Raw genomic sequence first — 20,678 nt, 5'->3', positions numbered from 1 at the left:
GGCGCTCTGGCGTTCTAGCGTGTGCGCATGATCGAGCTCGAGGGACTCACCAAACGTTTCGGCAGCAAGGTCGCCGTCGATCATCTGTCGTTTCAGGTCAGGCCGGGCATCGTGACCGGCTTCCTCGGCCCCAACGGGGCGGGCAAGTCCACCACGATGCGGATGATGCTCGATCTCGACAACCCCACCAGCGGTACGGTGCGCATCGACGGCAAGCACTACCGCGACCTCCAGGAACCGCTGAAGTACATCGGGGCGCTCCTCGACGCCAAGGCGATGCACGGCGGCCGCAGCGCGTACAACAACCTGCTGTGCCTGGCGCAGAGCAACCGCATCCCGAGCGGCCGGGTCGACGAGGTGCTCGACATGGTCGGTCTGAGCGCCGTCGCGAAGAAGAAGTCCAAGGGGTTCTCCCTCGGCATGGGCCAGCGGCTCGGTATCGCCTCCGCGTTGCTGGGCGACCCCGAGATCCTGATGTTCGACGAACCGGTCAACGGACTGGACCCGGAGGGCATCCACTGGATCCGCAACCTGATGAAGGCGCTCGCGTCGGAGGGCCGGACCATCTTCGTCTCCTCGCACCTGATGAGCGAAATGGCGCTGACCGCCGACCACTTGATCGTGATCGGCCAGGGCAAGCTGCTCGCCGACACCTCGATGGCGGACTTCATCCAGGAGAACTCCCGCAGTTATACGCGGCTGCGCTCACCGCAGTACGAACGGCTGCGTGACGTGCTGCACCAGGAGGGCTTCACGGCCGTGGAGACGGCGGGCGGCGTCCTGGAGATCGACGGCGCCACGACCGAGGAGCTGGGCGAGCTGGCGGCCCGGCACCAGGTGGTGCTGCACGAGCTGAGCTCCCAGCGGGCGTCGCTGGAGGAGGCGTTCATGCAGATGACCGCCGGCTCGGTGGAGTACCACGCCCACTCGGAGCGGGATCCGGCGGCCGAACCCCCCGCGGTGGGGGCCGGCTGGGGCGAGGACTGGAACAAGCCCGGCGGCACCGACGGCAAGGGGGCGTGACGACCATGGCTTCGGTACCCGCGGTTCTCACCTCGGAATGGACCAAGATCCGGTCGGTCTCCTCGACCACCTGGACCCTCATCTCGGCGTTCGTCGTCACGGTCGTGATGGGCGCGGCCCTGAGCGCCCTGCTGAACGCCACGTTCGACGACCTCTCCGAGGCCGAGCAGGCCACGTTCGACCCGACCTTCGTCAGCTTCTCCGGGACCGTTCTCGGTCAGCTCGCGATGGTCGTGTTCGGGGTGCTCGTGGTCGGCACGGAGTACAGCTCCGGCATGATCCGCACCTCGCTGGCGGCGGTGCCCCAGCGCGCCACGTTCCTCTTCAGCAAGATCGCGGTGGCAGGTGTGCTGGCCCTCCTCGTGGGGCTGCTCACCAGCTTCGTCTCGTTCTTCCTGAGCCAGGCCATGCTGGGCGACCGGGGCACCGGCATCGGGGCGGACAACGTGCTGCGCGCGGTCGTCGGCGGCGGGCTCTACATGGGTCTGATCGCGATCTTCTCCATGGGTGTGGCGGCGATGCTGCGCAGCTCCATGCTGTCGCTCGGCATCCTGATGCCGTTCTTCTTCCTGGTCTCGCAGATCCTCTCGGCGGTGCCGGGGGCCAAGAACGTCGCCCGGTACTTCCCCGACCAGGCCGGTTCGAAGATCATGCAGGTCGTCCCGGACGCGCTGAACACCGAGCCCGCCCCGTACGGGCCCTGGGGAGGGCTCGGGATCATGGTGCTCTGGGTGCTGGCGGCGGTGCTCGGCGGCTTCCTGGTCCTGAAGCGGCGGGACGCGTAGAGCCCGTAACCGCCCGCTCGCGCACTGTGCGCAACTTGGCCGGAACCGACAGCGCCTGGTTATCCTCCTAACTCTTACGGGGGTGTGCGGCCGGGCGGCCCGAGCCCCGAACGACAGAGTGAGTCGATGGGGCTGGAGCATGATCGAGGCAGTCGGCCTGACCAAGCGCTACGGCGCGAAGACGGCCGTGGACGACCTTTCCTTCCAGGTGCGGCCGGGTGCCGTCACCGGCTTCCTCGGCCCCAACGGGTCGGGCAAGTCCACGACGATGCGCATGATCCTCGGCCTGGACCGCCCCACCGCCGGTCACGCCACCATCGGGGGCCACCCGTACCGCAGCCTGCCGAACGCGCCGCGCCAGGTGGGCGCCCTGCTGGACGCCAAGGGCGTGCACGGCGGCCGCACGGCCCGTAACCACTTGCTGTCCCTGGCCCAGCTGGCCGGTATCCCGGCGGCCCGGGTCGACGAGGTGCTCGGCGTCGTCGGCCTCCAGGACGTCGCCAAACGGCGCTCCAGCGGTTTCTCGCTCGGGATGGGGCAGCGGCTCGGGATCGCCGCGGCGCTGCTCGGCGATCCGCAGGTCCTGCTGTTCGACGAACCGGTCAACGGCCTCGACCCGGAGGGCATCCACTGGGTCCGCAACCTGATGAAGATGCTGGCCGCCGAGGGGCGTACGGTCTTCGTCTCGTCCCATCTGATGAGCGAGATGGCCCTCACCGCCGACCATCTGATCGTGATCGGGCGCGGTCGGCTGCTCTCCGACATGAGCGTCACGGACTTCATCTCCGCCAACTCCGCCGACTTCGCCCGGGTCCGGGTGCCCGAGGACGGCCCCGAGGACCGGCAGAAGCTGACGGCCACGCTCATCGAGGCGGGCGGCCGGGTCCTGTCGGAGCCGGGCGGGGCCCTGCGGGTCACCGGGCTGCCGCTGCCGAGGATCAGCGACCTGGCGCACGGCTGCGACGTACGGCTCTGGGAGCTGTCCCCGCACCAGGCGTCGCTGGAGGAGGCCTACATGCGCCTCACGCAGGGCCTGGTGGACTACCGCTCGACGGACGACGCCAAGGCGGGGCTCGCGGAGCCGCCGCCGCTGGACGCGTACGGCAATCCGCTCGGCGGCCACGCCGACGTGCCCCCCGAGCCGGTGGCGGTTCCGCAGGAAGGCTGGTACGCCCCGCCACCGCCCGGTCCACGCCCGGCCCCGGCCCCCGCGCCCGCCGCCCCCTCCCCCGCCGCAGAGCCGTCCCCCCTCGCCGAGCCCGCCCCGGCCGCCGAGCCCTCTTCCGCCGCCCCGGCCGGAGAGCAGACCAGCAAGGACCCGAGATGACGTCCCCGGCCACCCCGCAGGACCGCAGGCAGGGATCGGAGGCGGGTCACCCGGGCTGCTACGAGTCGCCGATCCCGATCCGGCCCGCCACCCTGGGCGACGCGATCGCCTCGGAGTGGACCAAGCTCCGTTCCGTGCGCGCCACGGTCTGGACGCTCGGCGTGATGGTCACGCTGATGCTGACGCTCGGCGTGGGCACCGCGCTGCTGCTCGCGGCGAACGACGCCGGCCTGGCGAACGAGCCGGCCCTGGCCCTCGGCTTCTTCGGGGTGCTGCTGGGCTCGCTCTGCGTGATCACGCTCGGGGTGCTGACCATCGGCTCCGAGTACAGCACCGGCATGATCCGCACGACGCTGACGGCGTGCCCGAGCCGGGCCCGGGTGCTCGCGGCGAAGGCGATCGTCTTCTTCTCGCTGACCTTCGTCATCACGACGGTGACCGCCGCGGTGGTCGCGGTGCTCCAGACCCTGATCCTGAACGGCACGGTCGCCGCGTCGGGAGGTCGGTGGGCGCTCGCGACGGTCGGCGTCGGGCTCTACATGGCGGGCCTCGGCCTGCTGTCGCTCGGGGTCGGCGCGATCGTGCGGCACTCGGCGGGCGCGATCACCATCATGATCGGCGTGGTGCTGCTGCCGCTGGTCCTCGCGCTCTTCATGTTCGCCGATGCTCTGCGGAGCGCTCAGCGCCTTCTGATCGAGTACTCGATCCCCAACCAGCTCAGCGCGCTCTACGGCACGACGATGACCAATTCCGGCCCGTCCTCCTGGGAACCGCTGGTGGTGATGCTGGGCCTGGTCGCCGTAGCGCTTGGCGGGGCACTCGCCCTGCTGAACCGGCGCGACGTCTGAGGCAGGGGCTTTCAGTAACGCGGTGCGTTCCGGGACCGCTGCACCCGGGTGGTGCGGCGGTCCTTCGCGTTCCAGCAGGCCTTGTGCCAGTGCCTGCGGTCGTCGATGCCGCCGTACTCCGGCCAGGCCACCAGATGCGGGATCCCGGAGGGGATCTCCTGGTCACAGCCGGGGCAGCGGTACCGCTTGCCCTGGGCGCTCGCGCCGCTGACCGGGCGCACCGACCACTCCTCGCCCTGCCAGCTCTCGGTGGCCCCTCCCCCGCCGTACCTGCCGGGCGCCGTGCCGGGGCGGTGGTCGGGACTCTCGCCGCCACGGGGGCGGTTGCGGCGCGGGGACACGGGACACCTCACGGGAGCGGGTCGGGCTGGGTTCCACCAAGCCTAGGCGGTCCCGTCCGGGGCATTCGTCGGTCAGCTCGCCGGTCCGGTCCGGCAGTGGGGTGAGTTAGCGGAAAATCGCAACAACTTCCGCCCGGACCGTGCCTTTGGCACGTGTCAGACGTTGTTGCCGGTGGGGGAGAAACGCGTCGGCCGCAAGGAGGCAATAGGCGATGCGCATCGGAACGTTCGTTCTGGCAGCCCAGTTCCCGGGCCAGGGGCCGGGTGAGGCACTGCACCGGGCCGTCCGGTCCACCGAGGCCGCGGAGGAGAGCGGGCTCGACTCGGTCTGGCTGGCCGAGCACCACTTCGTGCCGTACGGGGTCTGCCCGTCGGCGACGACGCTGGCCGCGCTGCTGCTGGGCCGGACCCGCAGAATCCGGGTCGGCACGGCGGTCAGCGTGCTGCCCAACCACCACCCGGTCGCGCTCGCCGAGCAGACCGCGCTGCTGCATCTGACCAGCGGCGGACGCTTCTCGCTCGGGGTGGGCCGGGGCGGACCCTGGGTGGACCTGGAGGTGTTCGGGGGCGGTCTCGACGCGTACGAGAACGGCTTCCCCGAGGCGCTGGACCTGGTGCTCGACTGGCTGCGGGAGCCGCGCGTCGCGGGGCGCGGCGAGCGGTTCGGCTTCCGCGAGGTGGCGGTGGTGCCGCGCGCCGACGAGCTGCTGGCGGGCTCGGCGGACGCGGGGCCGGGTGGCGCGGGGCCGGAGGTCGTCGTGGCGTGCACCTCGCCGAAGAGTGTGCGGCTCGCGGCGGCGCGGGCGCTGCCGATGCTGCTGGGCATGCACTGCGGTGACGAGGAGAAGGCGGAGATGGTCACCCTGTGGCGTACGGCCGCGCGGGAGGCCGGGCATCCGCCGGAGGTGGTGGAGGGGGCCGCGCATGTGTCCGCCGGGGTGGCCCAGATCGCAGACGGTGCCGGGGACGCCACGGAGATGCTGGTGAAGACGATGCCGGGCTGGTTGCGCCAGGGGCTCGACGCCCATGTCACGGTCGACGGCAGGCATCGCGTGATGCGGGACCCGGTCGCGTACACGGAACTGCTGTGCGGGCTGCACCCGGTGGGCACGGCGCGGCTGGCCGCGGACCGGCTCGCGGCCACCGCCGAGCGGACCGGGATCACGCGGTTCGCGCTGCTGGTGGAGGGGTCGGGCGATCTCGCGGCGACCGAGGAGAACGTGCGGCGGCTGGGCGCCGACGTGCTGCCGCTGCTCACCTGACCCGGGCTGCGCCTCTGTCTGTGCCCGGGGCTGCGCCTGTGCATGGACAAGGACCTCGCGTGGGACATGTGGTGCGGTGGTACGGGAGCTGCCGCCCCGGAGCCAGTTGCACCTCCCGCGGCCCGGAACGGCAGCAGAAGCGTTCAGCAGTCCCGTAGTTCGGGCGACTGGTTGAGCAACTGGCCCCTCACCGAAGTGAACTTGGCCAGTCGGTCGTCGACCGAGGCGTCCAGCGGGAACACCGCGACGCGGTGGCAGTTCTGGAATGCGAGACGCACGCCGAAGTGCCGCTGGAGCGCGCCGCGTATCGCATCACTCGCGAGCGCGCGCAGCAGCTGACCACGAGCCTGCTCGTCCGGCGGCGGCGTCTGGTTGTCGGCGAACTCTCCGCCGTCGACCTTCAGCTGTGCCACCAGCGAGCTGATCATCTCCCATGCGAAGGGCAGGGAGGTCCGGACGCAGTCGACGAAGTCGGCTTCGTCGACCTCGCCTCGCTCGGCCTGTTCCAACAGCGCCGGTGAGACGTCGAGCGACATGGGTTCTCCTCTCGCGACCCCGGAGAGTGGCCGGGGCCTTACGGGCAGGGAAGGGGGGCGACGACGCAGCGTACACGGGCGGCGACCTCCTGCTTCCACGGTAAGCGCGTAGTCGGGGCCGCACCAGGAGATTGGGAACACAACCGGCCAATAACGAAGGGGCGCAAAGAGGGGCAAGCCCGCGCCGCCCCGGTGCCGCGTGCACCGAGTGACGGGAGGCGACGGATGGGGAAATCGTGTCGAGCCCCCGGACGGGCTGCCGCGCCCGGATGCGCAGGTTGACGCGAAGTGGCCTGCCGGATGCGGGGCGGCGTCAACTGCGGTGCCCCCGGGGCCAGCTGGTAATCTCCGCGTGCGTGAGCTCAAGCCTCCGGTCACCCGCCCGGCTCCGGACGCAGGGCGGATTACCCCTGCTCCACCGGCCCGTCCCCCGTGACGTGTTGCTCGCGTTCCTGCTCACGCCGTCGCTCGTCCCGCTGGTCCTGGACCGCGCGGACAGCGGCCTGTTCCGGTGGGAACTGCTCGGCGCGGTACTGCTGGTCCACCTCGCGGTGCACGTGGGCCGCACCTCCCCACCGCTGTCGCTGATGATTGCCGCCGTTCTGAGCATCCTCAACGTCTGGCTCTCGGTGACGCTGCTGGTGATGAGCTATCTGGCCGGGCGCCGGATGTCCTCGCCTCGCTGGGCGCTCCTGTCGTTCGCGGCCGTCCTGGCGGTCGGCTCGCTGGTCAACCTGGTAGTGCTGGACGAACTGTGGAGCTGGTTCACCACGGTCGCGGCGCTTCCGCTGGTGATGGTCTTTCCCTGGGTCGTGGGTCGGTACGTACGGCTGCGCGACGAGCTGACCGTGGGCGGCTGGCAGCATGCCCGGCAGCTGGAGCGGGAGCAGGACCTGCTCTCCCAGCAGGCCCGGATGCGCGAGCGTGCCCGGATCGCCCAGGACATGCACGACTCGCTCGGTCACGAACTCACCCTGATCTCGCTCCAGGCGGGGGCGCTGGAGGTGCAGACGGACCTCTCGGAGAAGCACCGGGAGGCGGTGGTGCAGTTGCGCGAAGCGGCGGCCGCCGCCGCCGAGAACCTGCGCGACACCATCGGGATGCTGCACAACGCGGCGGAGGAGCCGCTCGGGCAGGACATGGACGAACTCGTGGACCGGGCCCAGGCGTCCGGGGTGCGGGTGGAGCTGCACCGGCGGGGCGAGGCGGACCTGTCCAAGGTCGCCGACCTGGCCGCCCGGCGGGTCGTCCTGGAGTCCCTGACCAACGCGGCGAAGCACGCGCCGGACAGTGAGGTCCGGGTGGAGGTCACCCACCGGGAGGAGGAGACCGAGGTCCGGGTGACCAACGGCCCGGCGCCGGGCGGACCGGCGCCGACCGCGGTCGGCGGCAGCTTCGGCCTGGTAGGACTGCACGAGCGCCTGGTGCTGGCGGGCGGCAGTCTGGAGGCGGGCCCGACCCCCGACGGCGGCTTCGCGGTGGTCGCGGTGCTGCCGCACGAGGGGCCCGGCGGTGGCGGCGGCGTCGCCGTGTCCACCGCCGCCGGGCCGCTTCCGGTGGCCGAACGTGAGTTGCGCAAGGCCCGCAGCCGGGCACGGTACGGCCTGGTGTTCACGGTGAGCGCCCTCACCACCGGGGTGCTGATCGCGGTGGTGGCGAGCGTCGTGCTCGTCTACCAGACGCTCCACTCGGTGCTGAAGCCGACCGACTTCGAGGAGCTCCGGGTCGGTCAGGAGCAGACTACGGTCGAACAGGCGCTGCCCGCCTACGAGTACCGCCAGGGCCGGCGGAACGTCTCGGAGACCGATCCGCCCGCCGGTTCGACCTGCCGCTACTACCGCTCGACCACGGACATGTTCGCCCCCGCCGACATCTACCGGCTGTGCTTCGCCGACGGCCGGCTGGTGAGCCGTAGCGCGTTCTCCCCCAGCGACGACTGAACGGGCGGGACGCCAGGCCCTAGGATGATCACGAAACGGGCGCGGGGCGGCAGCGGGAGGAGCGGCACATGGTGGTGCGGGTGGTACTCGCCGACGACGAGGGCCTGGTCCGGGCGGGGTTGCGGTCGATCCTCACCTCCGCGGCGGACATCGAGGTGGTCGCCGAAGCGGAGGACGGTCTCGAGGCCATCGAGCTGATCCGGCAGCACCGCCCGGACGTCGCCCTGCTGGACGTGCAGATGCCGCGGCTCGACGGCCTCGGCGCCATGTCCGCCATCCGGGCCGCTTCACCGGACACGGCGCTGATCGTGCTGACCACGTTCCTGGAGGACGACTACATCGCCGGCGCGCTCAACGAGGGCGCGCTCGGTTTCATGCTGAAGGCCAGCAGCCCGCGTGAGCTCATCGACGGGGTCCGGGCGGTGGCCGACGGTGCGGCGTACCTCTCTCCGAAGGTGGCCAAGCGGGTCATCGCCGGGCTGGGGGCACGTCGGATGAGCCGGGAGGCGACCGCGCGCGAGCTGACGGGGGCGCTGTCCGATCGCGAGCGCACCATCCTCGGCCTGCTGGCCGCGGGTCTCTCGAACGCCGAACTGGCCGACCGGATGCACCTGGCGGAGGGCACGATCAAGAGCTACGTGAGCACGCTGCTGACCCGTCTGGGCGTCAAGAACCGGGTGCAGGCGGCGATCATCGGGTACGAGGCGGGCCTCGTACGGCAGTGACGCGCCCCGAACGGGGTGGCACCCCCGTTCCGGAGACGCCGGGACGGGGGTGCCGGGTGCCAGGGACGGGGGAGGCCCTGGCGGTTCAGGGGGCCGGTCAGGCGTCGCGCTCGCGAAGGACCAGATATCCGGCGGCCAGCAGGGCCACCGTCCACCCGGCGAGGATGCCGAGGCCCAGCCAGTCCGGGTAGTGCTCGCCGTCGCCGAGCATGAAGCGCTGCCCCGCCATGCTCGGCAGGTAGTCGACGGCCTTCTCCAGCACCGGGACCTTGCTCATCTGGAGGATCATCGGCACGATCAGCAGCAGGACGAAGGCGACGGCCATGGTGCTGGCCACGCTGCGCAGCACCGCTCCGAGGCCGATGGTCAGCATCCCGCACAGCGCCATCACCAGTCCGATGCCCACGATCGCCCGCACCGCGTTCCCGGTGCCGTACTCCGTGCCGTACTCACCGAGCACGACGTCGGCGACGGCGACGCCCACCGCGCCCATCACGACCCCAGTCGCCAGGAGCACCGGGCCCACGACCGCGCATTTGGCCAGGAGCATCCGGGAGCGCACCGGAACCCACTGGAGGGTGGAGCGGATGCTGCCGGTGGCGTACTCGCTCGCGATGACCAGCACGGCCAGGGTGATCACGGCCAGCTGGGAGACGAAGACCGCGTCCACGGCCGACTCCGGTGCCGAGGACTGCATGGCGTCGGCGCGGCCGCTCTCGTTCTGGGAGGCGATCGAGGCGCTGGTGAAGAAGACGTACACGGCCTGCATGGCCACCGCCGCGACCAGGGTGAGCCAGGTGGAGCGCAGGGACCAGAGCTTGGTCCACTCCGAGGCCACCGCGCCCTTGAAGCGACCGCCGCGGGGGGCTCCGGCACGGCCGGCGGCCCTGGGACGAAGCTGCATCGTGTCGGCCATCATCGACCCCCTCCGGGCTGGGCGTTCCGCGGTGCTTCCGAGCGGGTGCCCGGAGCGCGGTATTCGACGCCCTCGTTGGTCAGTTCCATGAACGCCTCCTCCAACGATGGTTCGGGGGCGGTCAGTTCGTGCAGCCTGATGCCCAGGTGGTGGGCGATGTCACCGATCCGTTCGATGCCGGCGCCGGAGAGCGTGAGGTGTTCCGGGCCGGTCTGGCGGACGCCGATCCGGTCCGCGACCAGGCCGTTGGCGAAGGTGTGCATCTGGTGCGGGTCGGGGACCCGGACCTTGACGACGCCGAACGTGCTGCCGGCGATGACCTCCTCGGTCGGAGCGTCCATGATCATGCGCCCGCGGGCGATCACTATCAGATGGTCGGCGGTCAGCTGCATCTCGCTCATCAGATGACTGGAGACGAAGACCGTCCGCCCCTCCTGTGCGAGCGAGCGCATCAGTCCGCGGATCCAGCGGACACCGTCGGGGTCGAGGCCGTTGACCGGCTCGTCGAAGATCAGCAGTTCCGGGTCCCCGAGCAGTGCTCCGGCGATGCCGAGACGCTGGCCCATGCCGAGCGAGAACGCCCCCATCCGCTTGTCGGCGGCCGAGGTGAGGCCGACCGTGTCGAGCACCTCGTCCACTCTTCCGGCCGGAAAGCCGTTGCTGCGCGCCATGGCGAGCAGGTGTTTACGGGCGGTCCTGGCCGGGTGCAGCGCCTTGGCGTCCAGCAGGGCGCCCACGTGCCGGAGCGGGTGCTCCAGGTCCGCGTACGCCTTGCCGCCGATCAGGGCCTCGCCCTGGGTGGGCCGGTCGAGCCCCAGGATGACCCGCATGGTGGTGGACTTGCCGGCGCCGTTGGGGCCGAGGAAGCCGGTCACCTTGGCCTCGGGCACGTCGAAGGTGAGACCGTCGACCACCTTTTTGTCACCGTACTGCTTCGTCAGGCGCCGAAGCGTGATCATGAACTCTCCTGGGAGGGGCCGGGTGGGGCGGGGGAACGGGTCAGCGCGCGTGCGCACCGCTGTTCTTCGAGCGGCGACGGCGCTGCACCCGGGTCCAGACGAACCAGACGAGGAAGATCAGCACACCGGCGATGACGAACTTCTGCATCACTCCGGCGTAGTCCTCCACGCGGTGCCAGTTGTCGCCGAGCTTGTAGCCCGCCATCACCAGGGCGGTGTTCCAGATCGCGCTGCCCAGGGTGGTGAGCACGGTGAAGGTGACGATGGGCATCCGCTCGATACCCGCGGGTACCGAGATCAGGCTCCGGAAGATCGGCAGCATCCGGCCCAGGAAGACCGCCTTCGTGCCGTGCTTGGCGAACCAGGCCTCGGTCTTGTCCAGATCCGAGACGTTGACGAGAGGAAGTTTCCCGGCGATGGCCCGAATCCGCTCGCGGCCGATCGTGGCTCCGATGTAGTAGAGCAGGATGGCCCCCAGCACCGATCCCAGCGTGGTCCACACCAGCGCCGAGAGCAGGGACATCTTGCCCTGGGCCGCGGTGAATCCGGCCAGGGGGAGGAAGAGCTCGCTGGGCAGTGGGGGGAAGACGTTCTCCACGAAGATGGCGAGGCCGGCCCCGGGACCGCCGATCGACTCCATCAGGTCGACGAACCAGCCTGTCAGTCCGCCGACTTCGGCTTCTGTGCCGACAAGGATCGTGGCAGACAAGATGACTCCCGGAAGAGAGGCGCAGACGGCGATGTGCTCGGGGAAAAGGAGGGGGGACTTCTCGCGGGCCGGAACCGTTCGGCCCGCCCTTTCGCTCGTCGAGCCTACGGAGCGCTGCCGGTCCGGCACAACGCGCGATCGGCCCGGGGCGCACCCACTTTCGTCCTGCCTTCCGACCCGATCGGCACGACTTTCGTCCGGTCGCGCCGGGCTCCGCCCGTACGGTCGTGCCCCGGGCCGCCGCAGCCCGGGCCGCCGCACGCGCGACCGCCCCGCCGGACGGGTCCGGCGGGGCGGTCGGGTGGGTGGTCAGCGTGAGGGGTCAGCCCCCCATCGCCTCCACCAGGCTCTTGGGACGCATGTCCGTCCAGTTCTCGTTGACGAAGTCGAGCGCCGACTTCCGGTCGGTCTCCTGAAGAGCCACCGACCAGCCGGCGGGCACCTCCGCGAACGACGGCCACAGCGAATACTGCGCCTCGTCATTCACCAGGACGAGATAAGTGCCGTCCTCGTCCTCAAAAGGATTGGTGCTCATCGATAACGCCCCTTCTCCCGATTCCCTGTTCATATGACTTTACAGCGCGCGTGCTAGGGAAACTCCTATACGTTCCACCGCCTGATCGTCGGTCAGCATCTCTCCGTGCTCACAGGCGACGTCGACCGTGGTGACAGGGCCGCCGACATGGTCCGCCCAGGCGTCCACGGACAGGAGATCGGCCAACCGGTCGGCGGTGAACGCGGCGCGCGTCTCGGCGGCAGGTGGGGGGCCGAAGAGCTACGGTTCCGTTTCCCCCGTAGACTGTCGGCCCTGTCGAAGCCCGTGGGGTACGAGGCGAACGCCATACGCCTCGTATCCCACTCGCGCCCCACGGCCTCTCCTCGGCCGCACCCGAAACACGCAGTTCCGCTGCTGTAGAGAAGGGCAAGTGCCATCCGTCTCGTCATCGCCCGTTGCTCCGTGGACTACGCGGGCCGGCTCACAGCCCACCTGCCCTCCGCCCCCCGACTGATCCTGGTGAAGGCGGACGGAAGTGTCTCCATCCACGCCGACGACCGGGCGTACAAACCGCTCAACTGGATGTCCCCGCCGTGCACCCTCAAGGAGGGCGTCGACGGTGAGGAAGGCGTCTGGACGGTGGTGAACAAGGCGGGCGAGAAGCTGATCATCACGATGGAGGAAGTCCTCCACGACTCGTCCTACGAGCTGGGCGTCGACCCGGGGCTCATCAAGGACGGCGTGGAAGCACACCTCCAGGAGCTGCTCGCGGACCGGATCGAGATCCTCGGTGAGGGACACACCCTGATCCGCCGTGAGTACCCCACCGCGATCGGCCCGGTGGACATCCTGTGCCGGGACGCGAACGGGCAGACGGTGGCCGTGGAGCTGAAGCGGCGCGGTGACATCGACGGGGTGGAGCAGCTGACCCGCTATCTGGAGCTGCTGAACCGCGACCCGCACCTGGCGCCGGTGCGCGGTGTCTTCGCGGCTCAGGAGATCAAGCCGCAGGCCCGGGTGCTGGCGACGGACCGCGGCATCGGCTGTCTGGTCCTGGACTACGACGCGATGCGGGGCATCGAGGACGACAAGCTGCGGCTGTTCTGACCGTCCGCCGCCTCTCGGCGAAGAGCCGGGTGGTTCACGCTTTCGCGTGAACCACCCGGCTCTTCGCCGTCCGGCCGACCGCTCAGGCCGCCGCGTCGGACTCCGATGCGCTCGCGGACTCGACGGGGGCCGAGGCGGAGGCGGATTCCGCCGGCCCGCCGACCGCGGAGGAGGTCTCCGCCGGGGGCGGCTCCGGGGGCTCGTCGGTGGGCGTCGGGTCCGGCGACTCGCTCTCCGACTCGGAGGGCGTGGGGCTCGGGCTCTCGGTCTCGGTCTTCGTGGGCCGGGGCGACGTCTTCGTCGGCGTCGGGCTGCCCGGCGTGCTGCTCTCCCCGTCCGTCGGCTCGCCCGTCGGCGACGTACCGCTCGACGAGGAGGCGCTCGGGGAGGGCGAGCCGGAGGTGCTGGGGCTCGCCGATCCGGAGGCGCCCGGGGTCGCGGACGTCTCGTCGGTGGTGGCCTCGGTCGGGGACGGGACGTCGTCCGTCCCGTCGTCGGTCGAACCCTCGTCGGCCGGGTCCTCGGTGGCCGTCTGCTCGGTGGTGACGTTACGGCTGTCGGGCTCGTCGCCGTCCGAGGTGACGCCGAGGGTGACGACGGTGCCGAGCACCGCGATCAGCAGGGCTCCCGCGCCCGCGGCGGCCAGGTTGCGCCGGGCGCCGCCCAGGACGGCACGGCCGGAGACCTTGCGCGCGGCGGGGGCGGGCGGCAGCGAGGAGATGACCGTGGGCTCCTCCCCGGCGGTGTCGCGGAGGAACAGGGGCGCCGCGGATATCCCGCCCGGCGGGGTACCGGGAAGGCCCTGGCGTACGGCGGTCGCCTCGTCGCCCGAGGGGGCGCCGCCGAGAGGGGCGAAGTCGCCGGAGCGGTCCGCGACCAGGGCGAGGGCACGGCGTCCGGCCACGGCCCCGGACTTGTCGGCGAGCACGCCGCGCATCCCGATCGAGGTCTCCAGCTCGGTCCGGGCCCGGTCCGGGTTGCCGGTGCAGAGCGCGAGGACGCCCAACTCATGGTGGAAGTACGCCTCTTCGGCGACCTCGCCGACCATCCTGGCGGCCTCCTGGCCGATCCTGAGCGCCCGCTCCCAGGCACCCCAGCCCAGCCCGGCGGCGAAGGCCGGGGAGGCGCTGCGGGCCAGCAGGACGGCCGCGCTGGCCGCTCCCGCCTCGTCGCCCGGGACCAGCCGGGCCAGGGAGGCGACGATCGCGTCGGCCTCGGCGACGGCCCGCTGCGGGGTGACCGAGGGGTGCGAGGTCCACCAGGCGTAGTGCTGGGCGGCGGTACGGGCGTGGGCGGCGGCGTCGTCCTCGTAGCCGGCCGCCACGAGCTGGGCGAGGACTCCGGCGGCGAGCCGGTAGCGCGGCCCGGCCGGGGAGAGGAGGCCGCAGCCCGCGAGCTCGCCGAGCGCGGCGTCCGCGTGGGTGTCGCCCACGAGGGCCGGCAGATGGGCCTGGTGGGGCACCTCGCCGCCGAGGGCGACGGCGAAGCGCAGGGTGGCGCGGGCCGCCTCGCTGAGCCGGGAGGCGAGCAGCTCGGCGGGCGCGGCGCCCTCGCCGAGGCTCGGCAGGGGGACGTCGAGGGATTCGGCGGTGGGTGCGACGGGGGCCGGGGGCGCGTCGTCGGCGCGTGGCTCGAAGTAGTCGTACTCGTCGAAGGCCTCCTCGGGGGCGGTGCGCAGCCGGTCGCGCTGGACGAGGAGGGATCCGGCCTGGACGAAGCGGAGCGGCAGGCCCTCGGACTCGAACCAGAGGTCGCCCGCCCAGTTCCGCTCCTCCTCGGTGAGGGGACGCTCGACGACCTTCTCCAGCAGGGTCAGCGAGGCGCCGCGGCCGAGGCCGGCGAGGAGGACCTCCTCCAGGTGGGCGTCGACGCCGGGGGTGGTCTCGGTGGTGGCGGCGAGCAGGAAGGCGCACTCGGGGGTGGCGGCGAGCAGTTCGTCGAGGGCCGCCCCGCCGGCCTCCAGGTCGTCGACGACGACGACGGCGCCGATGGAGCGGACGAGCGCGAGCAGTTCGTCCCGGTCGGGACGATGGCCCGGGGCCTTGTAGACGGCGTCGAAGAGGGCGTGCAGCAGGTCGGCGCCGGTACGGCCGCGGCCGTTGAGGCGGACGACCCCGTCGGGGGCCAGGCCGGCGCAGTCGGCGGCGACGGCGTCGAGCAGCGCGGTGCGGCCGGAGCCGGGCTGGCCGGTGAGGCGGACGCTGCGGCCGCGCGCCAGCAGGCGGACCAGGCGCTCGCGCTCCTCCTGGCGCTCCAGGAGCGGCAGCTGCGGGGCGGGCGGACCGGCGGGCACGGGGGGCGCACCCGCGCGTTCGTGGTCGGCGCGTTCGGCGGGGGTACGGCGGACCGGGGCGTCGGGTCCGGAGCCGGGCGGGATGGCCTCGACCTCGCTGCCGTCGACGGGGTTGACCGTGAGCAGCAGGTCGCCGACGGTCAGCTGGACGACGCGGACCTGCTGCGGCGTCTGCGGGCCGAAGTCGGCGCCGCCGGAGTCACGGGACGGCCGGCGCTGGCCGGGTTCGCCGTCGGAGCGGTCGTGGTCCTGCCCGTACTCATCGGGTGCCCGGTGTGTCGGGTCCATCGCAAAGTCCCCCAGACGCGTCGTGCGTGGTCGCCCCTCCCGGCCTCACACGCGCCCCGCTGTCGCTTCCGGTCCGGTGTCCGCCATGGGTTCGTTGTCATTCGGCGGACGGCCGAACCCTAGACCTTGGCACAGTATGCATAAACCGCCGGGGTGCCACGCCGTCCAGGACGTCACGTTCCGGTGAGGATTGCGTGACTTCCGTGTCTGATGCCCGGGCCCGCCCGCCGTACACCTCAGACGCGTGGCAGCGACTCCGCTGCGATGCCGCCCTCGATGGCCAGGATGCGGTGCAGCCGGGTGGCCACCAGGAGCCGCTGCATCTGCGGTGGCACGCCGCGCAGCACGAGGCGGCGGCCGGCCCGTCCGGCCCGGCGGTGGGCCCCCATGATGACGCCGAGCCCGGTGGCGTCCCAGGAGTCCAGCCCGGTCAGGTCCAGCACGAGGTCGCCGACTCCGTCGTCCACGGCGGAGTGCAGGACCGTACGGGCGTCCGCCGCGCTTCGGACGTCGAGGCGGCCCCCGACGACCAGCTCGGCGTGGTCGCCCCTGATGTGCATATGCGCTCCCCGCTCATGCTCCGTAGTAAGTCCGTCGTCTGTCTGTCCGTCTGATCCGCCGTCGTCGCCGACCGTGCCTCTGCCACCACTGACGGCCGCGACGACGGGGAAGTTGCCGTCTGTGAGCGAACCGATACCGAATTCACTCGGTGGAGTGACTCCGGTTCATCGGCTGCCGGTCACCGCCGGGTAGAATCCCCGGCTTCCCGGGCCCGGACGGCGGTGAGCCGGCCGGGCCGAGAGGGCGGATCCGATCAGGATCCGTCGAGGATCCGATCAGTACGTGTAGAAGCCCTGCCCGCTCTTGCGCCCGATGTCACCTGCGTCGACCATCCGGCGCATCAGTTCGGGGGCGGCGAACTTCTCGTCCTGCGACTCGGTGTAGATGTTGCTCGTGGCGTGCAGCAGGATATCGACGCCGGTCAGGTCCGCGGTGGCGAGCGGGCCCATGGCGTGGCCGAAGCCCAGCTTGCAGGCGATGTCGATGTCCTCGGCGGTCGCGACGCCCGACTCGTACAGCTTGGCGGCCTCGACGACGAGCGCCGAGATCAGCCGGGTGGTGACGAAGCCCGCCACGTCGCGGTTGACGACGATGCAGGTCTTGCCGACCGACTCGGCGAACTGCCTTGCGGTGGCGAGGGTTTCGTCGCTGGTCTTGTAGCCGCGCACCAGCTCGCAGAGCTGCATCATCGGGACCGGCGAGAAGAAGTGCACACCGACCACGCGCTCGGGGCGCTCGGTCACGGCCGCGATCTTGGTGATCGGGATGGCGGAGGTGTTGGAGGCGAGGACGGTGTGCTCGCCGACGACCTTGTCGAGGGCGCGGAAGATCTCGTGCTTGACCTCGAGCTTCTCGAAGACGGCCTCCACGACGACGTCCGCGTCGGCCACGGCGTCGAGGTCGGTGGTCGTGGTGATGCGGCCGAGCGCGGCCTCGGCGTCGGCCGCCTCCAGCTTGCCCTTGGCGACGAACTTGTCGTACGAGGCCTTGATCCCGTCATGGCCCCGGGTCAGCGCGGCGTCGGTGACGTCCCGCAGCACGACGTCCCAGCCCGCCTGGGCGGAGACCTGCGCGATCCCGGATCCCATGAGTCCGGCCCCGATGACGGCGAGCTTCCTGGCCACGTTCGCACCCCTTGGTTTCTGTTCGCCCGTGCGCTTGAGTTCACGGGGGTTCACATACTCTCCGGCGGAGGTTAGTACCCGTCGGGCGCGCTGGGGCGGTGAAGAGATGCGCGTCACGTCTCAGATGACGGACATCACACCGGGACGCGTCATTCGGCTCCGCGCCGCGCGTAGTTGAGGCTCCCGCGTCACTACGCTGGCCCCATGGTCAATCTGACGCGCATCTACACCCGGACCGGCGACCAGGGCACGACGGCCCTCGGCGACATGAGCCGCACCGCCAAGACCGATCTGCGGATCTCGGCGTACGCGGACGCCAATGAGGCCAACGCGGTGATCGGGACCGCCATCGCGCTCGGGCAGCTGCCGGAGGACGTGGTGAAGGTCCTCGTCCGCGTCCAGAACGACCTGTTCGACGTGGGCGCGGACCTCTCCACCCCGGTGGTCGAGGACCCGAAGTACCCGCCGCTGCGGGTCGAGCAGTCCTACGTCGACAAGCTGGAGGCGGACTGCGACCGCTTCCTGGAGGAGCTGGAGAAGCTCCGCAGCTTCATCCTGCCGGGCGGTACGCCGGGGGCGGCTCTGCTGCACCAGGCGTGCACGGTGGTCCGGCGGGCCGAGCGGTCCACCTGGGCGGCCCTGGAGGTGCACGGCGAGTCGATGAATCCCCTCACCGCCACCTACCTCAACCGCCTCTCCGACCTCCTGTTCATCCTGGCGCGGTGCGCGAACAAGGAGGTCGGGGACGTGCTGTGGGTGCCGGGCGGCGAGCGGTAGGCCGTGAGGCCCAGGGCCTGTCGTACATGCCCGCCCGGCGGCCGGGCACGACAGGTCCTAAAAGCGGTCGGCGGGCTCGCGGTCCGTCACCGCGTCCTTGGGGGGCTGCTTCGGCCACACCGTGTAGCCCCCCGCGATGATCAGGTTGATCCCGATCACGAGGCCCATCTTCTGCTGCCAGGACCGCAGCGAGCTGATCGCCCCGTCCGGGCCGACGTACCAGACCGCCGCCTGGAGCAGGGCGAGGGCGACCACCGCGGCGAGGATCCAGCGGGCGGCCGTACGCCACTCGTGGATCGCGCGGGCCGTGCCGTACTTCGGCGGCTTGACCGGCGGCGGGCCGCCGAACCAGCGGTGGGCGACCCAGGCGTCCACCTTCTTGATGGTGTGGTGGCCGAGCCCCGCCGTGAAGCCGATGTAGACGGCGGCCAGCCCGTGCTTCCAGTCGGGCTCGGCCCCGTTCTTCAGGTCGATGGCCGTCACCACCAGCAGCACGACCTCCAGCAGCGGCTCGCACAGCAGCACGGCCGCGCCGAGCCTCGGCTTCCTCGCGACATACCGCAGGGCGAGTCCGGCGGCCAGCAGAACCCAGAATGCGACCTCGCAGGCCACGACCAGTAGGGCGATCACGACTCTCTCCTCCCGTTCCCTTCCAGCCTCCCGGCCGCAGGGCGCGGTGGCGTCGTCGGCAGTGACGAAACCGGACTGCATCCTTCGATGTAGTCGTGGATCAGCCCGCGAAGGGAGGTCCGGAGGCGGTGCTGCGTGTTGGATGGAGGGGTGCTCACCTCGATCCGCCCCGACCGCGACGCGGTGGCCCTCGCCGTGTCCGGGCTGCTCGGAGGGCTGCTGCTGTGGCTGCTGGGCCTCCACACCCAGGGCGGCCACCCCTTCTCCGCGCCCTGGGTCACCCTCGTACCGCTGACCGCCATGGCCGCGGCCGAACTGCTGCGCCGCGACGCCCCGCGCACGGCGCTGACCGTCGGCACGCTCGCGCTGGTGGCGGACCAGTTCACCCGGGGCAGCCTCGCCACCATCCTGATGTTCACGGACGTCATGTACGCGGCCGTGCTGTACGGGACCCCGGCCGCCGCCCGCCGCCTCCCGGTGGCCACGCTGCTGGTCACCGTGGCGTCGACGATCGGCTTCCTGGCCTGGTTCCGCAAGCCCGAGGCGTTGCTGATCGGCCTGGTCATCGGGCTGGTCTCCTTCATCCCCGCCCTCACGGGAGTGAGCGTGCGCAGCCATCGCACCGCCGCCGACGCGGCCCGGCTGGCCGCCGCCCAGACCGCCCGACTCGCCGAGATGGACCGGACCCAGGCGGTGATCGCCGAACGGGCCCGGATGGCCCGGGAGCTGCACGACATGGTGGCCAACCACCTCTCCGCCGTGGCGATCCACTCCACGGCGGCCCTGTCCATCGACGACCCGGAGACCTCGCGGAACGCCCTGAAGGTGATCCGCGAGAACAGCGTCGAGGGACTCGCGGAGATGCGCCGGCTGATCGGGCTGCTGCGGGAGGGCGGCGAGGACCGGGCGCCGGCCGCGGCCCCGACGCTCGCCGCCCTGGACTCCCTGATCGAGCAGACGAACGTCAACGGGGCGTCCGGCGGGCTGGTCTGCACCCTTCGGGACACCCGGGACCCGGCGGCCGGGGCGCTGCCGACGCCGGTCGAGCTGGCCGCGTACCGGATCGTGCAGGAGTCCCTGACCAACGCCGTCAAGCACGCGGCGCCGGGCCCGGTCGTGGTGCGGCTCGGCCAAGCCGGAGAGGTGTTGACGGTCGAGGTGACCAGTACGTTCGGCAACCGGGCCGGGCCGACCGCGCCCGGCTCGGGGGCGGGTCTCGTGGGCATGCGGGAGCGGGTGGCCCTGCTCGGCGGGGCCTTCGCGGCGGGGGCCGAACCGAGCGGCGACGGCACGAAGATCTGGCGGGTACGGGCCGAACTGCCCGTACGGGAGAGGGAGATGCGGGAATGACGATCCGGGTACTGGTGGCCGAGGACCAGGCGGCGGTACGCGCGGGGCTCGTACTGATCCTCTCCAGCGCGCCGGACATCGAGGTCGTCGGGGAGGCGGGGGACGGCGAGGCGGCGGTGCGCCTGGCTCGTGAACTCCGTCCGGATCTCGTCCTGATGGATGTGCAGATGCCCCGGCTGGACGGGGTGTCGGCGACCCGGCAGGTGGTGGCCGAGGAGCTGGCGGACGTCCTGGTGCTGACCACGTTCGACCTGGACGAGTACGTCTTCGGGGCGCTGCGCGCGGGCGCCAGTGGCTTTCTGCTGAAGAACACCGACGCCCGCGAACTGCTGGAGGCGGTACGGACGGTGGCGCGCGGCGAGGGGCTGATCGCCCCGGCGGTGACCCGTCGGCTCATCGCGGAGTTCGCGGGGACCACGCCCGCACGCGCGAGGGAGACGGCCGATCCGGTGGTGCTGGACACCCTGACCCGGCGGGAGCGGGAGGTGCTGGGGTGCCTGGGCGAAGGGCTGTCGAACGCGGAGATCGCGGCGCGGCTGTCGATGGCGGAGGCCACGGTGAAGACCCATGTCAGCAGGCTGCTCGGGAAGCTGGAGCTGCGCAGTCGGGTCCAGGCGGCGGTTCTGGCGCAGGAGTTGGGGATCTGAGCTGGACCGCGATCTTTGGTCCAGACCTCTTGAC

21 protein-coding genes are annotated in these 20,678 nt (G+C 71.5%); 11 read left to right on the top strand and 10 right to left on the bottom strand.

From position 1 onward, the window contains the following. The first annotated feature begins 27 nt into the window (after nucleotides 1–27). The 4 genes from CCZ36_RS25060 to CCZ36_RS25045 all read left to right on the top strand — a co-directional run bounded on the left by CCZ36_RS25060 (nucleotide 28) and on the right by CCZ36_RS25045 (nucleotide 3,983). A complete protein-coding gene (locus tag CCZ36_RS25060; protein ID WP_069742940.1) occupies nucleotides 28–1,023 on the top strand; it encodes an ABC transporter ATP-binding protein in 996 nt (331 codons plus the stop codon). A 5-nt stretch (nucleotides 1,024–1,028) separates the two neighbouring features. Further along, nucleotides 1,029–1,808, top strand: a complete 780-nt coding sequence (locus CCZ36_RS25055; protein WP_069737036.1) for an ABC transporter permease subunit — start codon at nucleotides 1,029–1,031, stop codon at nucleotides 1,806–1,808. A 139-nt stretch (nucleotides 1,809–1,947) separates the two neighbouring features. Then, nucleotides 1,948–3,135 carry an ABC transporter ATP-binding protein gene (locus CCZ36_RS25050; protein ID WP_128818611.1) on the top strand — a complete coding sequence of 396 codons (1,188 nt, stop codon included), beginning with the start codon at nucleotides 1,948–1,950 and terminating at the stop codon, nucleotides 3,133–3,135. Next, nucleotides 3,132–3,983 carry an ABC transporter permease subunit gene (locus CCZ36_RS25045; protein ID WP_128818610.1) on the top strand — a complete coding sequence of 284 codons (852 nt, stop codon included), beginning with the start codon at nucleotides 3,132–3,134 and terminating at the stop codon, nucleotides 3,981–3,983. Before CCZ36_RS25050 ends, CCZ36_RS25045 begins: the two co-directional genes overlap by 4 nt. 11 nt (nucleotides 3,984–3,994) lie before the next feature. Here CCZ36_RS25045 and CCZ36_RS25040 read toward each other — a convergent pair whose 3' ends face one another. Beyond that, nucleotides 3,995–4,324: an ATP/GTP-binding protein gene (locus tag CCZ36_RS25040; RefSeq protein ID WP_069742937.1), complete on the bottom strand. Its 330-nt coding sequence runs from the start codon at nucleotides 4,322–4,324 to the stop codon at nucleotides 3,995–3,997. A 212-nt stretch (nucleotides 4,325–4,536) separates the two neighbouring features. Between CCZ36_RS25040 and CCZ36_RS25035 the strand changes: the two genes are divergently transcribed. Then, nucleotides 4,537–5,586 (top strand): LLM class flavin-dependent oxidoreductase, encoded by a 1,050-nt coding sequence (locus tag CCZ36_RS25035; RefSeq protein ID WP_069737010.1) that lies wholly within the window; start codon nucleotides 4,537–4,539, stop codon nucleotides 5,584–5,586. 143 nt (nucleotides 5,587–5,729) lie between these two features. On the opposite strand, the gene CCZ36_RS25030 is transcribed toward CCZ36_RS25035, so the two are convergent. Then, the gene (locus CCZ36_RS25030) at nucleotides 5,730–6,122 is read right to left on the bottom strand and encodes an SCO5389 family protein (protein WP_006127608.1); all 393 of its coding nucleotides are present in this window, start codon (nucleotides 6,120–6,122) and stop codon (nucleotides 5,730–5,732) included. 437 nt (nucleotides 6,123–6,559) lie between these two features. On the opposite strand from CCZ36_RS25030, the gene CCZ36_RS25025 reads away from it, so the two are divergent. After that, on the top strand, nucleotides 6,560–8,062 hold the full coding sequence (locus CCZ36_RS25025) for a sensor histidine kinase (RefSeq protein ID WP_164873544.1): 1,503 nt from the start codon (nucleotides 6,560–6,562) through the stop codon (nucleotides 8,060–8,062). Nucleotides 8,063–8,130: 68 nt separating this feature from the next. Then, on the top strand, nucleotides 8,131–8,787 hold the full coding sequence (locus tag CCZ36_RS25020; protein WP_128818608.1) for a response regulator transcription factor: 657 nt from the start codon (nucleotides 8,131–8,133) through the stop codon (nucleotides 8,785–8,787). A gap of 97 nt (nucleotides 8,788–8,884) precedes the next feature. On the opposite strand, the gene CCZ36_RS25015 is transcribed toward CCZ36_RS25020, so the two are convergent. The 4 genes from CCZ36_RS25015 to CCZ36_RS25000 all read right to left on the bottom strand — a co-directional run bounded on the left by CCZ36_RS25015 (nucleotide 8,885) and on the right by CCZ36_RS25000 (nucleotide 11,906). After that, the gene (locus CCZ36_RS25015) at nucleotides 8,885–9,706 is read right to left on the bottom strand and encodes an ABC transporter permease subunit (protein ID WP_069737017.1); all 822 of its coding nucleotides are present in this window, start codon (nucleotides 9,704–9,706) and stop codon (nucleotides 8,885–8,887) included. Beyond that, nucleotides 9,703–10,662, bottom strand: a complete 960-nt coding sequence (locus CCZ36_RS25010) for an ABC transporter ATP-binding protein (RefSeq protein ID WP_069737018.1) — start codon at nucleotides 10,660–10,662, stop codon at nucleotides 9,703–9,705. Before CCZ36_RS25010 ends, CCZ36_RS25015 begins: the two co-directional genes overlap by 4 nt. Before the next feature lie 40 nt (nucleotides 10,663–10,702). Next, the gene (locus CCZ36_RS25005) at nucleotides 10,703–11,371 is read right to left on the bottom strand and encodes a DedA family protein (RefSeq protein ID WP_443069818.1); all 669 of its coding nucleotides are present in this window, start codon (nucleotides 11,369–11,371) and stop codon (nucleotides 10,703–10,705) included. Between the two features lie 322 nt (nucleotides 11,372–11,693). Continuing rightward, nucleotides 11,694–11,906, bottom strand: coding sequence for an MbtH family protein (locus CCZ36_RS25000; RefSeq protein WP_069737020.1), 213 nt, complete (start codon nucleotides 11,904–11,906; stop codon nucleotides 11,694–11,696). 396 nt (nucleotides 11,907–12,302) lie between these two features. On the opposite strand from CCZ36_RS25000, the gene nucS reads away from it, so the two are divergent. Continuing rightward, nucleotides 12,303–12,974, top strand: coding sequence for an endonuclease NucS (gene nucS / locus CCZ36_RS24995; protein WP_006127607.1), 672 nt, complete (start codon nucleotides 12,303–12,305; stop codon nucleotides 12,972–12,974). Nucleotides 12,975–13,056: 82 nt separating this feature from the next. Here the strand turns inward: nucS and CCZ36_RS24990 are convergent, their stop codons facing one another. The 3 genes from CCZ36_RS24990 to CCZ36_RS24980 all read right to left on the bottom strand — a co-directional run bounded on the left by CCZ36_RS24990 (nucleotide 13,057) and on the right by CCZ36_RS24980 (nucleotide 17,240). Continuing rightward, a complete protein-coding gene (locus CCZ36_RS24990; RefSeq protein ID WP_128818607.1) occupies nucleotides 13,057–15,555 on the bottom strand; it encodes an ATP-binding protein in 2,499 nt (832 codons plus the stop codon). A 236-nt stretch (nucleotides 15,556–15,791) separates the two neighbouring features. Beyond that, on the bottom strand, nucleotides 15,792–16,115 hold the full coding sequence (locus CCZ36_RS24985; protein ID WP_069738907.1) for an STAS domain-containing protein: 324 nt from the start codon (nucleotides 16,113–16,115) through the stop codon (nucleotides 15,792–15,794). A gap of 276 nt (nucleotides 16,116–16,391) precedes the next feature. Next, nucleotides 16,392–17,240 carry a 3-hydroxyacyl-CoA dehydrogenase family protein gene (locus CCZ36_RS24980; protein ID WP_128818606.1) on the bottom strand — a complete coding sequence of 283 codons (849 nt, stop codon included), beginning with the start codon at nucleotides 17,238–17,240 and terminating at the stop codon, nucleotides 16,392–16,394. 204 nt (nucleotides 17,241–17,444) lie between these two features. Between CCZ36_RS24980 and CCZ36_RS24975 the strand changes: the two genes are divergently transcribed. Beyond that, nucleotides 17,445–18,017 (top strand): cob(I)yrinic acid a,c-diamide adenosyltransferase, encoded by a 573-nt coding sequence (locus tag CCZ36_RS24975; RefSeq protein ID WP_069742933.1) that lies wholly within the window; start codon nucleotides 17,445–17,447, stop codon nucleotides 18,015–18,017. 57 nt (nucleotides 18,018–18,074) lie between these two features. On the opposite strand, the gene CCZ36_RS24970 is transcribed toward CCZ36_RS24975, so the two are convergent. Then, nucleotides 18,075–18,647, bottom strand: coding sequence for a hypothetical protein (locus CCZ36_RS24970; protein WP_128818605.1), 573 nt, complete (start codon nucleotides 18,645–18,647; stop codon nucleotides 18,075–18,077). A gap of 150 nt (nucleotides 18,648–18,797) precedes the next feature. Between CCZ36_RS24970 and CCZ36_RS24965 the strand changes: the two genes are divergently transcribed. Continuing rightward, a complete protein-coding gene (locus CCZ36_RS24965; RefSeq protein WP_069738911.1) occupies nucleotides 18,798–19,997 on the top strand; it encodes a sensor histidine kinase in 1,200 nt (399 codons plus the stop codon). After that, the gene (locus CCZ36_RS24960) at nucleotides 19,994–20,644 is read left to right on the top strand and encodes a response regulator (RefSeq protein WP_128818604.1); all 651 of its coding nucleotides are present in this window, start codon (nucleotides 19,994–19,996) and stop codon (nucleotides 20,642–20,644) included. Before CCZ36_RS24965 ends, CCZ36_RS24960 begins: the two co-directional genes overlap by 4 nt. Nucleotides 20,645–20,678 lie beyond the last annotated feature (34 nt).

This window comes from Streptomyces sp. S063 (genome assembly GCF_002832675.1).
In the GTDB taxonomy this organism is placed as follows: Bacteria; Actinomycetota; Actinomycetes; order Streptomycetales; family Streptomycetaceae; genus Streptomyces; species Streptomyces sindenensis.
The sequence above is the reverse complement of the archived record's forward strand: the minus strand, read 5'-3'. Positions and strand labels throughout refer to the sequence as shown.